Below are 13943 nucleotides of genomic sequence, written 5' to 3' on the forward strand. Positions count from 1 at the left end.
ACTGACGACACGCCTAAGCGTTTCGAAGCGTATGGCTGGCACGTTATCCCTGCTGTTGATGGTCACGATGCTGATGCAATCAATGCGGCTATCGAAGCTGCGAAAGCAGAAACAGGCCGTCCTACGCTGATTTGTACCAAAACCGTTATCGGTTTCGGTTCTCCAAACAAAGCAGGCACGCACGATTGCCACGGCGCACCGTTGGGCGCAGACGAAATCGCAGCTACCCGTAAACAGCTTGGTTGGGAACACGGCCCGTTTGACATCCCTTCGGATATCTACGGTAAGTGGGACGCAAAAGAAGCGGGTGCAGCGAAAGAGTCTTCTTGGAACGAGAAACTGGCTGCGTATGAAGCGGCGCATCCAGCGCTTGCGGCTGAATTCAAGCGTCGCGTAAACGGCGAATTGCCAGCGGAGTGGGATGCAAAAGCAAACGCAATCATCGCTGATCTTCAAGCAAACCCTGCGAACATTGCATCACGTAAAGCCTCTCAAAACGCGCTAGAAGCGTTTGGTGCGATGCTCCCTGAATTCATGGGTGGATCTGCTGACCTTGCACCGTCAAACTTGACCATGTGGTCGGGTTCGAAAGCGGTAACAGCTGAAGACGCATCAGGCAACTACATCCACTACGGTGTGCGTGAGTTTGCAATGACAGCGATCATCAACGGTATCGCGCTGCACGGTGGTTTTGTCCCTTACGGTGCAACCTTCCTGATGTTCATGGAATACGCACGTAACGCAATGCGCATGGCTGCACTGATGAAAATTCAGAACATCCAAGTGTACACGCACGACTCGATTGGTCTGGGTGAAGATGGCCCAACGCACCAACCTGTTGAGCAAATCGCATCGCTACGCCTAACGCCAAACATGAGCACTTGGCGTCCATGTGACCAAGTGGAATCTGCGGTTGCGTGGAAACTGGCGATTGAACGTAAAGATGGCCCAACATCACTGATTTTCTCGCGTCAAAACTTGGCTCAACAGCCACGTGATGCAGAGCAAGTAGCAGACATCGCGAAGGGCGGTTACGTCCTGAAAGATTGTGCAGGTAAGCCTGACCTTATCTTGATCGCGACAGGTTCTGAAGTGGAACTGGCAGTCGAAGCTGCTGAACAATTGGCAGCTAACGGCACACAGGTTCGTGTTGTGTCTATGCCAGCCACTGACGTTTACGACCAACAAGACGCGGCTTACCGCGAGTCAGTGCTTCCTTCAGACGTGACTGCACGTGTTGCGATTGAAGCGGGCATTGCTGACTTCTGGTACAAGTACGTGGGTTTTGACGGCCGTATTATCGGTATGCACAGCTTTGGCGAATCTGCGCCAGCTGGCGAACTGTTCAAGATGTTCGGTTTCACCGTAGAAAACGTGGTTGAAACGGCAAAAGAACTGATCGCGTAACAGCACGACAGTGATAATGAGAACCGAGCCAATGGGCTCGGTTTTTTTTCGTTTGAAAAAGAGCAGAGCGCAATGGCACTGCGTATGTAATTTAAAGAGAAACAGCGCGCTAAGGCCTAGCCATTTTAATGAAAGCGCTTGCTTCTAACAGATACGATTCTACGGATGCGATTGTGATCCGTATCATGTAATATCTAAGACAATAAATTCGTGTTAGGACACAGGGTGCAATGCTTAAGGTAGCGATCAATGGATTTGGGCGTATCGGCCGCAATGTTTTACGCGCCGTATACGAAAGCGGAAAAAGTCAGCAAATTAAAGTGGTGGCGGTGAATGAACTTGCCCAGCCTGATGCGATGGCTCATCTTCTGCAATATGACACCAGTCATGGGCGATTCCAGAAAAAAATCACCAATAATCAGGAACACCTCTATGTCCATCACCAAGATGGTGATTACGACACCATTCGCCTTCTTCATTTACCTGATATTGAATTGCTTCCTTGGCGAGACCTAGACATTGATATCGTGCTCGATTGTACCGGTGTATATGGTAACCGAGAGCATGGTCAGGCACACATTGATGCAGGCGCAAAGAAAGTGCTGTTCTCCCACCCAGGTAGCAATGACCTTGATAACACCATCATCTTTGGTGTTAACGAAGATTCATTGACCTCATCTGACGTGATCGTTTCAAACGGTTCTTGCACCACAAACTGTATTGTTCCCGTGATAAAAGTACTGGATGAGCAGTTCGGCATTGAGTCGGGAACAATCACAACAATTCACTCTTCGATGAATGATCAGCAGGTGATTGATGCATATCACCCAGATTTGCGACGCACACGTGCTGCAAGTCAGTCTATTATTCCTGTCGACACAAAATTACATTTAGGAATTGGAAGAATATTTCCGAAATTTTCTGACAAATTTGAAGCAATTTCAGTTAGAGTTCCTACCATAAATGTCACAGCGATGGATTTGAGCGTCACAGTTAACACAAAAGTGAAAGTTAATGACGTAAATCAATCACTCGAAGAGGCTGCTCGGTGTACATTGAACGGCATCGTCGATTATACCGAGGCACCGTTAGTCTCGATTGACTTTAACCATGATCCCCACAGTGCCATTGTCGATGGCTCGCAAACACGGGTGAGTAACCACAACTTGGTGAAAATGCTGGTGTGGTGCGATAACGAATGGGGATTTGCTAACCGGATGTTAGACACCGCGTTAGCCATGGATGCAGTTTCCAGTGGCTCGAAGGCTTGAGTCACGGCTTTTACTCCGTAAGAGCTAAAGCAAATTTATTAATTTTTGCAACTTTAGAGAGAGGACGAAAATGTCTGTAATTAAGATGACTGATCTGGATCTGGCTGGCAAACGCGTATTTATCCGTGCTGATCTGAACGTACCAGTAAAAGACGGCAAAGTAACTTCTGACGCACGTATTCTAGCGTCAATCCCAACCATCCAAGCCTGCCTAGATGCTGGCGCGAAAGTGATGGTAACTTCTCACCTAGGCCGTCCAACTGAAGGTGAGTACGCGGAAGAGTTCTCTCTACAACCTGTTGTTAACTACTTGAACGACGCGCTTGATTGCGACGTTAAACTAGCAAAAGACTACCTGAACGGCCTAGAGCTGAACGCGGGTGAGCTAGTGGTTCTAGAAAACGTTCGCTTTAACAAAGGCGAGAAGAAGAACGAAGACGACTTGTCTAAGCAATACGCTGCACTGTGTGACGTATTCGTGATGGATGCATTCGGTACTGCTCACCGTGCTCAAGCGTCTACTTACGGTGTAGGCGTATTCGCACCTATCGCGTGTGCGGGTCCTCTTCTTGCCGCTGAACTTGAAGCACTAGGCAAAGCAATGGACAACCCAGAGCGTCCATTGGTTGCTATCGTTGGTGGTTCTAAAGTATCTACTAAGCTGACTGTTCTTGAGTCTCTGTCTAAAATCGCTGACCAATTGGTTGTTGGCGGTGGTATCGCGAACACCTTCATCGCAGCGGAAGGCCACAATGTGGGCAAATCACTGTACGAAGCTGATCTAGTAGACACTGCTAAGAAGCTAATGAAAGACTGTGCGATTCCAGTCGCGACTGACGTTGCATGTGCAAAAGCATTCGATGAAAACGCAGAAGCTGAAATCAAAAACGTTGCTGACGTTCAAGATGACGACATGATTTTCGACCTAGGTCCTCAATCAACTGCAGCACTTGCTGAAATCATCGGTGCAGCGAAAACTATCCTTTGGAATGGCCCAGTTGGCGTATTCGAATTCAAGAACTTTGAAGCGGGTACTGCAGGCATTTCTAAAGCAATCGCTGAATCTGCAGGTTTCTCTGTAGCGGGTGGTGGTGACACATTGGCAGCTATCGACAAGTTCGGTATTAAAGCTGATGTTTCTTACATCTCAACTGGCGGTGGTGCTTTCCTTGAATTCGTTGAAGGTAAAGTTCTTCCAGCAGTAGAAATGCTAGAAGCGCGCGCTAAAGCGTAATTCATGAAGCGGAGGTTAATAGCCTCCGTTTTTTTATGTGTCTTTCGCCGAGAATTACGCGCGAAGATGCATACACCAAAGACAAAAACTAATGTGTTTGGTGAGACGTTTGGGTACAATGCGCAGCGCTGATCGCAAACGTTTGCCGATTTAGCCGAGTTGGTTGGGATATAGCCAGCTTGGTACTGATTCATTCAAAGACTACAGAGTAAATAGGACTATTGTCATGTCTAAGATTTTTGATTTTGTAAAACCTGGCGTTATCTCTGGTGACGACGTACAGAAAGTGTTTGAAATTGCTAAAGAGAACAAGTTCGCTCTTCCAGCGGTAAACGTAGTAAACACAGATTCAATCAACGGTGTTCTAGAAGCTGCTTCTAAAGTGAAAGCACCCGTTGTCGTTCAGTTCTCTAACGGTGGCGCAGGCTTCTTCGCTGGTAAAGGCGTTAAGCTAGAAGGTCAAGGTGCACAAATCCTTGGTGCTGTTGCTGGCGCGAAATACGTTCACGCAGTAGCTGCTTCTTACGGTGTTCCAGTTATTCTGCACACTGACCACGCTGCGAAGAAACTTCTTCCTTGGATCGACGGCCTTCTAGACGCTGGTGAAGCGCACTTCGCTGAAACTGGCAAGCCACTGTTCTCTTCTCACATGATTGACCTGTCTGAAGAGTCTCTAGAAGAAAACATCGAAATCTGTGCAGCTTACCTAGCGCGCATGGAAAAGATGGGCATGACCCTAGAAATCGAATTGGGTTGTACTGGTGGTGAAGAAGACGGCGTAGACAACTCTGATATGGACGCGTCTGAGCTATACACTTCTCCAGAAGACGTTGCATACGCATACGAGAAACTGAGCGCTATCAGCCCACGTTTCACTATCGCAGCATCTTTCGGTAACGTACACGGTGTTTACCAAGCTGGTAACGTTGTACTGACTCCTACTATTCTGCGTGATTCTCAAGCTTACTGTGCTGAGAAATTTGGTATCGCACCAAACGCATTGAACTTCGTATTCCACGGTGGTTCTGGTTCTTCTGAAGCAGAAATCCAAGAGTCTATCGGTTACGGTGTTATCAAAATGAACATCGATACTGATACTCAGTGGGCAACGTGGGACGGTATCCGTACTTACTCTGCAGACAACTTTGATTACCTGCAAGGTCAAATCGGCAACCCAACTGGCGAAGCTGCTCCAAACAAAAAATACTACGATCCACGCGTATGGCTACGTGCAGGTCAAGCGTCAATGGTTACCCGTCTAGAGAAAGCATTTGCTGACCTAAACGCAATCGACGTACTGTAAGTTCGTTTTTTAAAAAAACGGATTACAAATCTCTCAAAACCCGCTAAATTTAGCGGGTTTTTTTGTGGCTGAAATTTAGTCATATGACCAAGCCAATTCTGATTGTTGGAAACAGCAGACGGGGTTGGCTTGTGTGATCTTAAATTGAGAGAAAGAAATGACTGAGCAAAATGCGATGCTAGCTGTTGAAGAAACAGCAAATGAAGCAATGAGTTGGTTGGCGTCAAACCATGAACTGATGATTCAGTATGGCGTGAATATTGTTACCGCAATCATGATCATGGTTGTGGGTAATTGGGTTGTTAAGAAAGTCGCTGGCTCTGTAGCCGTTGTTCTGAAAAAGCGTGAGTTGGACCAAACGGTTGTCGATTTTATCGAAAACTTGGTTCGCTACGTGATGTTTACCATTGTACTGATTGCAGCTCTAGGCCGCGTTGGTGTTGAAACTGCGTCTATCGTTGCGGTGATTGGTGCGGCAGGTTTAGCCATCGGTCTAGCGCTTCAAGGTTCACTGTCGAACTTTGCTGCAGGCGTATTGATTGTGACGTTCCGTCCATTCAAGTCTGGCGATCATGTAGAAGTGGGCGGTGTATCAGGTTCGGTTGCGTCGATTCAGATCTTCTCAACTATCTTGACCACTCCAGACAACAAAATGGTTGTCGTGCCTAATGGCACCGTGATTTCTAGCCCGATCACGAACTACTCACGCCATGATACTCGCCGTATTGATTTCGTTATCGGTGTGTCTTACAAGGCTGATCTTAAGAAGACCAAAGAAGTGCTAACACGCGTTGTTAAAGCTGACCCTCGTGTTCTGCAAGATCCTGAGCCAACCATTGGTGTGCATGCATTGATGGATTCTTCAGTGAACTTTGTGGTTCGCCCTTGGGTAAACACAGCGGATTACTGGGCAACGTACTTCGATTTGATGCAAGCCATCAAAGAAGGCCTAGATGAAGCGGGTATTGAAATTCCATTTCCACAAATGGATGTGCATTACCATGCAGCGGCTGCAGAAGCGAAAGCAAAAGCCGCAGATAGCAGACAGTTAGCAGAAGCCGTTTAATTACGACTGAGCATCAAAAAGCCCTACTGAAAAGTAGGGCTTTTTTCTTTTGGAGGATCAGATAAGTCACAAAAAGATCAGTTCGATTGTTTTAAATTTGAGACAGCTTTCAATGCTGCTTAAACTGTAAACTCTCTCCTGATTTTTACCTGCGTAACTGAGTCAGGTAATTGAGGTGCATCGGCTCTCGGATGTATTTCAGGAAGGTTTAGTTAATTAAAATTATCAAGGACATAGCAATGGAAGATGCAACTCAAGGAGCGGTTAACTGGTTTACAGAAAACCAAGACATCCTACTGCAATATGCAGTGAACACACTGTCTGCACTCGTTATTCTCATCGTCGGTAACTGGGTCGTTAAAAAAATCGCGAACACTGTGGCGAAGGTTTTACGTAAGAAGCAACTTGATGAAAGTGTTATCGAGTTCGTTCACTCTTTTGTTCGTTACCTACTTTTCGTTATCGTTATCATTGCGGCACTTGGCAAACTGGGCGTTCAAACAGCGTCAGTGGTTGCTGTTATCGGTGCGGCAGGTTTGGCGGTTGGTCTTGCACTGCAAGGTTCTCTTTCTAACTTCGCAGCGGGTGTGTTGATTGTTGCATTCCGTCCATTCAAGTCTGGTGACTACGTTGAAGTGGCTGGTGTTGCGGGTTCTGTTGAATCTATTCAGATCTTTTCAACCGTGCTGACCACGCCAGACAACAAAATGATTGTTGTGCCTAACGGTGGCGTTATCTCAAGCCCAATCACTAACTACTCACGTCACAACACACGTCGTATCGACTACGTGATTGGCGTGTCTTACAGTGCTGATTTGAAGAAAACTAAAGAAGTGTTGGCGCGTGTTATTGCTGCAGAATCTCGTATTCTTCCAACGCCAGAGCCAACCATTGGTGTGGTTGAGCTTGCGGATTCTTCTGTAAACCTTGTTGTTCGCCCTTGGGTGAAAACAGCAGATTACTGGGGCGTGTACTTTGACCTTCTTCAAGCCATTAAAGAAGAGCTTGATAATGAAGGTATCGAAATTCCGTTCCCGCAAATGGACGTTCACGTTCAGAAAAACGACGCATAATGTAGTCTGTTTTTCCTAGAAAAACGCCAGCTTCCTCTTTGGGGGGCTGGCGTTTTTTTGTCTGGTTTTTACGCAGAGGTGGTGTGTGTAAACATTATGGCTTTGTTGCTCCAGTGGTGCTTTGAGGGATTAACCCTTGATCGAGTTAAAACAATTGAGGGCGCGCTAAGGAATTTTCTTGCGTAGACGCGAAGGCTTTCCTAATTTGCGTATCTGAGGTGATGTCCCTAGCTTCTTTGAGGTGTAGGCTTCCGTTTGAAGTGTTGAGCTTGATCATCAAGCATGACTTTGATGTGGTGGTGGGATCGTCGACGGCACACAGTTAAGAGATAGCAGCGCGTTTACATAGAAGGAATTTGATTTATGAGCAATATCCCATCTGAGCTGAAATTTACGGCCTCTCACGAGTGGGTACGACCTGAAGGTGACGGCGTATATTCTGTGGGAATTTCAGACCATGCACAGGCCCTACTTGGCGATATGGTGTTCGTTGATTTACCCGACGTTGGTGACACGGTTGATGCGGGCGATGATTGTGCCGTTGCAGAGTCAGTTAAAGCAGCATCAGATATATACACACCATTGACGGGCGAAATCGTTGCAGTGAACGAAGATTTGGACGGTTCGCCTGAATTGGTTAACTCTGACCCATACGGCGATGGTTGGCTGTTCCAGATCCGCATCTCTGATAGTTCAGAACTTGATGAGTTGATGGATGCTGAAGCGTACACCGATGCCATTGAAGAAGACGACGAATAAGGTTGTTTTCTTAGAATAAAAAAACACCGCGGGCTCCGCGGTGTTTTTGATCAAGCGATGTGTCCAAATGGACACTCAAAGTTTGGCGCTCCGCGCCCCTAGTGCTGCTGTTTCAGACGTTTAATTTCAGCATTGATCTCACTGACCGTGCGGTAGTGCTCAATGTCTGCATTAGACTGTGCTTGCACCATTCCCTGATGAAATTCGAAATCTCCTCGACCGTCGATATAAATACGTCCTTGAAACAAACGGTAGACGTGTTTAGCTATCATGGTAGGGACATAACGATTAAACATCCGCATTACGTAATTCCTTTTTCGTTTTTATGTCCGTGCCTCACGGCACTGCTAGCCAACCGCTTAAAGTGCAGAGTAAGATTCTGCATTTTTGGCGGGCGGCATTATAACGATGCAGTGATGACTACAATGTGACATACAAGGCACTTAGCCCAAGAAAAATAGAAAGACTTGTACGAATAAGCGATTGGTCACATTCCAGAAAGTTAGACAGGCGTTGTGTTATCTAGCACGTAAATCTGCCACTTGCTGGATGACAGTGCGCTGAATGGTTTGGCGGATCCACGTATTCTTCGCGTTATTGTCGTGTTTCTTGTGCCAAATCTGACGGATAACGAAATCGCTGACGTTAACGGGGGCTGGGCTGATTGCCAAAGTGTCGTTGAACATTTCGAGTTTTGCCATTAATTCGGCAACGGTGCAGAGTAGGTTGCGGCCGGAGAGCAAATGCCTCACCGTGAGGAAGCGTTGTGAGCCCATGACGACTTGTCGGTCACACCCTAAGGCACGCAATGTGTCGTCCACAGGGCTACTGAGTTGACCATCAACGGTCACAAGGGCGTGCGGTGTTGATGTGTAGCTCTCTAAGCTCAGAGGGCTTGAGAGGCCGGTAGAGCGCGGGTCAAACAGGCAGACATGTCGCTCAGTGTACAAATCTTCCATGATAAGCGCCGTGTCTTGTGGCTCTACTGCCCCTAATACGACGTCGACATGATCTGATTTAAGCGCTTCGCGATAGTTCACGCGATCAATAGGGCGGCAGCTTAACTGGCAATGTGGCGCTTGGCGGCGGAATTCATCAAAAAGCACTGGGGCAAAAACCAGTTCGGCGTAATCGGTCAGCCCGATGCGAACTGGCCCATCATAGTGCTCGGGTTCAAAACGTACTGGTGTCAATATGTCGCTGGCGATGGTTTCAAGAAGCTGTTCGACGACAGGTACGAGTTCTAACGCTCGGGTCGTCGGGAGCATTTCATTCCCTTGCCGATGAAACAAAGGGTCATCAAGCAAGGTGCGTAAGCGAGACAGGTTGTGGCTCATGGCAGATTGGCCGATAGACAACTTTTCAGCCGCGCGGGTCACGCTGCGTGATTCCATCAATGCAGAGAATGCGACCAACAAGTTGAGGTCGACGCTGCGCCAATTTACCTGCTTCAAGCAGAGTTAGCTCGCGTCTTCTCGTCGAATATCTGCAACGATAGGGTTGCACAACTCGACAAGATCTTGATAGGCCATTTCCACGCCCGCCATAGGCGAACCGCTGCTGATATTGATCAGCTCAAATTCACTGAGTGCCGCATCAAAGATGATGGGGTACATCTGATTGACTGCCACAGGCGTGACCATGCCTGGCGCATAGCCTGTCATGGAAATAACGTGTTTGCTCTCAACACAGGTCATGCGTCTAAGCCCCATGACGTCGCGGACTTTGTTTGGGTCAACCGATGATGTTCCCGGAACACACGCCAACACGATATTGCCACCCATGTCTTTCATCAACATGGACTTCACCATTTGGCGAGGGTCAACACCGCGCTGTTGAGCGGCATCGGCAATGGTGGTTGCTTCTGCTTCATGAGGCAAAATGCGGTGTGCAATCTCGTGATAGCGAAGCACCGATAAAATCGGTGTATCAAAATCTGTCATTCTAAAACCGTGAACTCTCTAAGTTGGTCTGTCGATTACGCGTCTTCTAGGCTGTACGGCAGCGGCAATTTCTGCCAAATCTCCGATGCATCAGCAAGGCGGAATTGGGTGTCATCGTCGAGGTTGTTTGGCATAACAACCAGAGCCAACGCTTGACCATTGTCGAACTGATAGCCAGACAAAATCGTGCCGCCTGAACGCCAGTTTTCCCCCACGCTTCGCTCCATTGCATCCCCCGCTTTAGGTGCCGTGCTTGCTTCACCTTGCAGTAGGTAGGTCGCGCGTTTGTTGATGCCACGATATTTAGCGCGCGCCACGGTTTCTTGGCCGGTGTAACACCCCTTCTTAAAGCTGATGGCATCCAAGGCTTGTAGGTTCAATGACTGAGGAATGAACTCGCTGGAGGTTGACGCTGAAAGGGCAGGGATTGCAGCACGAAGCTCTAGCAGATCCCACAGGGCCGCGTCGCTTAACGTTGCGCGCTCGCCAAGCTCTGACAACAATTGGTCCGCTTCAGATGCTTCAATGGCCAACATCCAACGGTTTGGCGCAAGACGAACAGCGGTGCCGGTTTGCGTTGCGCGCACATCACCGTCACCAATGTAACGAGATAGCATGGCGTTATCGGCTTTCTCACCGGCTACGCCGAGCAATACCAGTTCGCTTGTTTCAAACGTCACTTTAGAAAAAATGCCGTATTTTTTAATTTCGGTAAGCTGCTTTTCTGCGATAGAAGAGGGCTGGGTATAAGCAATACCATCTAGATGGTGGAACATTCGCAGTGCAGACCACACCTTACCTTTTGCATCACAGTGTGCTGCAAGGGTTGACGCGGTTTTATCGAGAGAAACCAAATCACACGTTAGCTGACCTTGAAGGTAACTGATGGTGTCATCACCTTTTGCGGTGATCAGCGTGAGCGTATCAAGCGCGATCACTGACAGTGCTGGTAACTCGCTGTCCGGAGAAAGTGGCAGGCGTGGGAAGTCGTGCTGTTGGTACCAGTTTGTCATGGTATTTCTCGCTTCATTTTCAATGCTGTTATGTTAATGCTGCCATGGCGTAAAGTCAGCACTTTACATCTTCTAACTTTTTAAGTGAGGGTGAGTTAACTAGATCACAAGGTCTAAAGGTGTCTGATAATGGAAATAGCGCCGCACGCAAGGCACTGATACTATTTGTGTCAGAATTTTTATTGATGTTTAACGAGGTAATCATGCTGACCGCAGAAGATAAAGCGCGGGTCAAATGGGCATGCCGTCGCGGTATGTTGGAATTGGACGTTATCATTATGCCTTTCTTTGAAGAGTGTTTTGATGATTTGACCGAAGCCGAAAAACGAGATTTCGTTGCTTTACTTGAGTGTGATGACCCTGACTTATTTACATGGTTAATGGGACACACACGCAGTGAATCACCCGTGTTGTCAGCGATGACGGACAAGATCATTGCTCATAACCGAAGCAAGTTGCGTTAATACGTCTATCGGTCAATCCCGCTGGCTTGCACGCAGTGTGGTGGTGGGATTTGTGCTGACGGGAACACTTCTGTTCTCCGTCAGCGCCTTACCTATTGAAGCCAAAGCGCTTTGTATTCTCTTCCTTTCTAATGAGTATCGCCGTCTTTCTTGGCGACTGTCATCGACAGAACTCGTTACGCTTCAACTTGATACACAAGGCCGTTGTTTGCTGAATAGCCATGTGTGGCATGTCCATCGTGTTCACTTCCTTAGTGGTTGGTTGATGGTGGTTGATCTTCATAATGGTCAGCAACGACGCCGACTCCCTTTCTTTAAAGATGCCTTTTCCGAATCCACCTATCGCCACCTCAGTCGGGTATGTTTGGCAATAAAGGTGTGACTTTGATCTCATAACCTTGTCGTTTATCGTATAACGTCCCTAAAAAAACTAATCACTATGTCGATAAATGGGGATGCGTTTGTGAACACTCACGCGCCCCAAGACGTTTATAGGGAAGACACACGATGAAAATAAGAACCAAGCTCTACGCACTTACTGCATTCTCTGCTGTGTCCTTGATACTGTTTGCAACCATAGGGTGGCAGGCTTCTGACAGGTTGGTTGAACTCAAAACCAAACAAACACTCATCTCCGATCTAGAAGTGCGTTTATTGAATTTAAGGCGTAACGAGAAAGACTTTTTAGCGCGATTGGATGAAAAGTACGTGGATAGGTTCGCCAATAACGTGGCGACATTTGATCAAAATCTAGAGACGCTAAACCAACAAGCGAAAATGCTATCCCTTGATTTACCGCAATTGAGTGCCGTTTCTCGTGCCATGGAAAGCTACAGCAATGGCTTTAAAACATTGGCGAGCAGTTATAAAACACTGGGTTTGCGTCGCGACTCAGGCACGTGGGGCGAGCTCACCAAGGTGAATACCGCACTGCTTTCTGAGCAACCCAATAACGCAGACATCGAGCATGCGGTAACGCTTGCTCGTTTGTTGGTTGCTGATACAACAGAAACGCGTTTTGACGAGTACCTATCATCATTGGACGAAATCGCATCGCGCATTAATGCACCTAAGCTTGATGAGCAGCGTGCATTGGTCTCACGTTACATGCAATTAAAGCGTGATGTCGGGTTGAACCATAAATCAGGTTTGCTTGGTAGCATTCGCGGTCAAACCCATCAGGTTGAAGCTGACTTTGATTCAATGCGCACACAATTGAACCAAGAATTGTCCTCTTCAGAGAAAAGTCTGGTTGTGTCATCTGGCAGTGTGCTGGTGGTGATTTCACTTCTGCTGATCGCGTGTTGTATGTGGCTAAACCGAGACATTCAAGCACGTTTGAAAACGCTGACGAATACCATGGAAAAAGTGGCATCAGAGCGAGACCTCACCCTTCGTGCCAATGAATCAAGCAATGATGAAATTGGTTTGGTGGCGAGAGATTTCAATACCGTGCTTCAGCATTGTCAGACGCTTATTGCTGGTGTGAAAGTGTCGATCACCACGTTAAATGCAACGGCATCCGATGTGCGTTCAAGAAGCAGTGATGCAGAGCGCGCGCTTGATAAGCAGCAATCTGAGGCTGAAATGGCGGCGACGGCAGTGAATGAAATGGAAGCAACCATTCGTGAAATTGCGTCGAACACTGAATCCGCTGCGGCTAACGCAGATCAAAGTCTGTCTCGTGCTCAGAAAGGGCACAAAACCGTGCAGGCAACGCGTGATGCCATTGTATCGCTTTCTGACGGTTTAGGCTTGGCAAATACTGATATTCATAGCCTTGTTTCACTTTCCCAAGAGATTGGCAGCGTGGTGGATGTTATTCAAGGTATCTCAGAGCAAACCAATTTGCTTGCGCTGAATGCGGCGATTGAAGCGGCACGCGCGGGTGAGCAAGGGCGTGGTTTTGCCGTGGTTGCGGATGAAGTACGCTCACTTGCAACACGTACTCATAAATCGACGGAAGAGATTGGCACTATGATTACCTCGCTTCAGCAGCAAACCAATCAAGTGGTGGCGCGTATCGCGACATGCCAAGAGCAGAGTAATACGTCGGTCAACTATGTGGAAGATGCGGCTTCTGAACTGGATAACATCATCATCGATATGCAGCAGATCATGGATGTGAGCACGCAAATTGCGGCGGCAATTGAAGAGCAAAGCATGGTGGCGAGAGAAGTGAACGTGAATGTGCACTCTATTCAAACCATCACATCTCAAAATACTGAAACGACAGGTGAGAACGCACGCGCTGCTTATCGTGTCGCGGAGCAAAGTGAAGAGCTGGAGCGTTCGATTGCCGCCTTCCGATCTTAAGAGATAGCCGTTACTTGCATGTGTCAGTAAGACATGAAAAAGCCCTCATTCGAGGGCTTTTTGCTACCGTGGCGTTGGCCATTTACCTTTTAGG

The 13943-nt window shown here is 47.6% G+C and carries 14 protein-coding genes; 10 read left to right on the top strand and 4 right to left on the bottom strand.

Features of this window, described 5'->3' with window-relative positions; genetic code table 11:
- From BCT27_RS13215 to gcvH, 7 genes are all read left to right on the top strand, one after another.
- A partial coding sequence (locus BCT27_RS13215; protein WP_102396002.1) for a transketolase family protein occupies positions 1-1407 on the top strand: 1407 nt, incomplete at its 5' end.
- Positions 1408-1637: 230 nt separating this feature from the next.
- Positions 1638-2678, top strand: a complete 1041-nt coding sequence (epd, locus tag BCT27_RS13220; RefSeq protein ID WP_017011784.1) for an erythrose-4-phosphate dehydrogenase — start codon at positions 1638-1640, stop codon at positions 2676-2678.
- A gap of 70 nt (positions 2679-2748) precedes the next feature.
- Positions 2749-3912 carry a phosphoglycerate kinase gene (locus BCT27_RS13225; protein WP_102318190.1) on the top strand — a complete coding sequence of 388 codons (1164 nt, stop codon included), beginning with the start codon at positions 2749-2751 and terminating at the stop codon, positions 3910-3912.
- Between the two features lie 226 nt (positions 3913-4138).
- Positions 4139-5215, top strand: a complete 1077-nt coding sequence (gene fbaA, locus BCT27_RS13230) for a class II fructose-bisphosphate aldolase (protein ID WP_016960320.1) — start codon at positions 4139-4141, stop codon at positions 5213-5215.
- A 157-nt stretch (positions 5216-5372) separates the two neighbouring features.
- The gene (mscS, locus tag BCT27_RS13235; RefSeq protein WP_102318189.1) at positions 5373-6281 is read left to right on the top strand and encodes a small-conductance mechanosensitive channel MscS; all 909 of its coding nucleotides are present in this window, start codon (positions 5373-5375) and stop codon (positions 6279-6281) included.
- Between the two features lie 239 nt (positions 6282-6520).
- Positions 6521-7354 carry a small-conductance mechanosensitive channel MscS gene (gene mscS / locus BCT27_RS13240; RefSeq protein ID WP_017011787.1) on the top strand — a complete coding sequence of 278 codons (834 nt, stop codon included), beginning with the start codon at positions 6521-6523 and terminating at the stop codon, positions 7352-7354.
- Positions 7355-7717: 363 nt separating this feature from the next.
- Positions 7718-8113, top strand: a complete 396-nt coding sequence (gcvH, locus tag BCT27_RS13245; RefSeq protein ID WP_017011788.1) for a glycine cleavage system protein GcvH — start codon at positions 7718-7720, stop codon at positions 8111-8113.
- A gap of 98 nt (positions 8114-8211) precedes the next feature.
- Here the strand turns inward: gcvH and BCT27_RS13250 are convergent, their stop codons facing one another.
- The 4 genes from BCT27_RS13250 to ygfZ all read right to left on the bottom strand — a co-directional run bounded on the left by BCT27_RS13250 (position 8212) and on the right by ygfZ (position 11069).
- Positions 8212-8415: a DUF1107 family protein gene (locus BCT27_RS13250; RefSeq protein WP_017011789.1), complete on the bottom strand. Its 204-nt coding sequence runs from the start codon at positions 8413-8415 to the stop codon at positions 8212-8214.
- A 216-nt stretch (positions 8416-8631) separates the two neighbouring features.
- Complete coding sequence (locus BCT27_RS13255; protein ID WP_102318188.1) at positions 8632-9567, bottom strand: LysR family transcriptional regulator; 936 nt, start codon at positions 9565-9567, stop codon at positions 8632-8634.
- A 6-nt stretch (positions 9568-9573) separates the two neighbouring features.
- Complete coding sequence (locus BCT27_RS13260) at positions 9574-10056, bottom strand: aminoacyl-tRNA deacylase (protein ID WP_102396003.1); 483 nt, start codon at positions 10054-10056, stop codon at positions 9574-9576.
- A 35-nt stretch (positions 10057-10091) separates the two neighbouring features.
- A complete protein-coding gene (gene ygfZ, locus BCT27_RS13265) occupies positions 10092-11069 on the bottom strand; it encodes a tRNA-modifying protein YgfZ (RefSeq protein WP_102396004.1) in 978 nt (325 codons plus the stop codon).
- 203 nt (positions 11070-11272) lie between these two features.
- Here ygfZ and BCT27_RS13270 point away from each other — a divergent pair, with 203 nt between their 5' ends.
- The 3 genes from BCT27_RS13270 to BCT27_RS13280 all read left to right on the top strand — a co-directional run bounded on the left by BCT27_RS13270 (position 11273) and on the right by BCT27_RS13280 (position 13849).
- Complete coding sequence (locus BCT27_RS13270) at positions 11273-11533, top strand: FAD assembly factor SdhE (protein WP_017011793.1); 261 nt, start codon at positions 11273-11275, stop codon at positions 11531-11533.
- Entirely contained in the window at positions 11505-11915 is a 411-nt protein-coding gene (locus tag BCT27_RS25670; protein ID WP_198597563.1) for a protein YgfX, read from the top strand. The genes BCT27_RS13270 and BCT27_RS25670 overlap by 29 nt, the downstream gene beginning before the upstream one ends.
- A 125-nt stretch (positions 11916-12040) precedes the next feature.
- Positions 12041-13849 (top strand): methyl-accepting chemotaxis protein, encoded by a 1809-nt coding sequence (locus tag BCT27_RS13280; protein WP_102396005.1) that lies wholly within the window; start codon positions 12041-12043, stop codon positions 13847-13849.
- Positions 13850-13943 lie beyond the last annotated feature (94 nt).

This window comes from Enterovibrio norvegicus (assembly GCF_002876705.1).
Classification (GTDB): domain Bacteria; phylum Pseudomonadota; class Gammaproteobacteria; order Enterobacterales; family Vibrionaceae; genus Enterovibrio; species Enterovibrio norvegicus_B.

Excerpts from the sequence above, each read along its gene's own strand:
- mscS (WP_102318189.1), top strand. The coding sequence starts at position 5,373 with ATGACTGAGCAAAATGCGATGCTAGCTGTTGAAGAAACAGCAAATGAA.
- epd (WP_017011784.1), top strand. The coding sequence starts at position 1,638 with ATGCTTAAGGTAGCGATCAATGGATTTGGGCGTATCGGCCGCAATGTT.
- BCT27_RS13270 (WP_017011793.1), top strand. The coding sequence starts at position 11,273 with ATGCTGACCGCAGAAGATAAAGCGCGGGTCAAATGGGCATGCCGTCGC.
- BCT27_RS13250 (WP_017011789.1), bottom strand. The coding sequence starts at position 8,415 with ATGCGGATGTTTAATCGTTATGTCCCTACCATGATAGCTAAACACGTC.
- BCT27_RS13260 (WP_102396003.1), bottom strand. The coding sequence starts at position 10,056 with ATGACAGATTTTGATACACCGATTTTATCGGTGCTTCGCTATCACGAG.
- BCT27_RS13280 (WP_102396005.1), top strand. The coding sequence starts at position 12,041 with ATGAAAATAAGAACCAAGCTCTACGCACTTACTGCATTCTCTGCTGTG.
- fbaA (WP_016960320.1), top strand. The coding sequence starts at position 4,139 with ATGTCTAAGATTTTTGATTTTGTAAAACCTGGCGTTATCTCTGGTGAC.
- gcvH (WP_017011788.1), top strand. The coding sequence starts at position 7,718 with ATGAGCAATATCCCATCTGAGCTGAAATTTACGGCCTCTCACGAGTGG.
- ygfZ (WP_102396004.1), bottom strand. The coding sequence starts at position 11,069 with ATGACAAACTGGTACCAACAGCACGACTTCCCACGCCTGCCACTTTCT.
- mscS (WP_017011787.1), top strand. The coding sequence starts at position 6,521 with ATGGAAGATGCAACTCAAGGAGCGGTTAACTGGTTTACAGAAAACCAA.
- BCT27_RS13225 (WP_102318190.1), top strand. The coding sequence starts at position 2,749 with ATGTCTGTAATTAAGATGACTGATCTGGATCTGGCTGGCAAACGCGTA.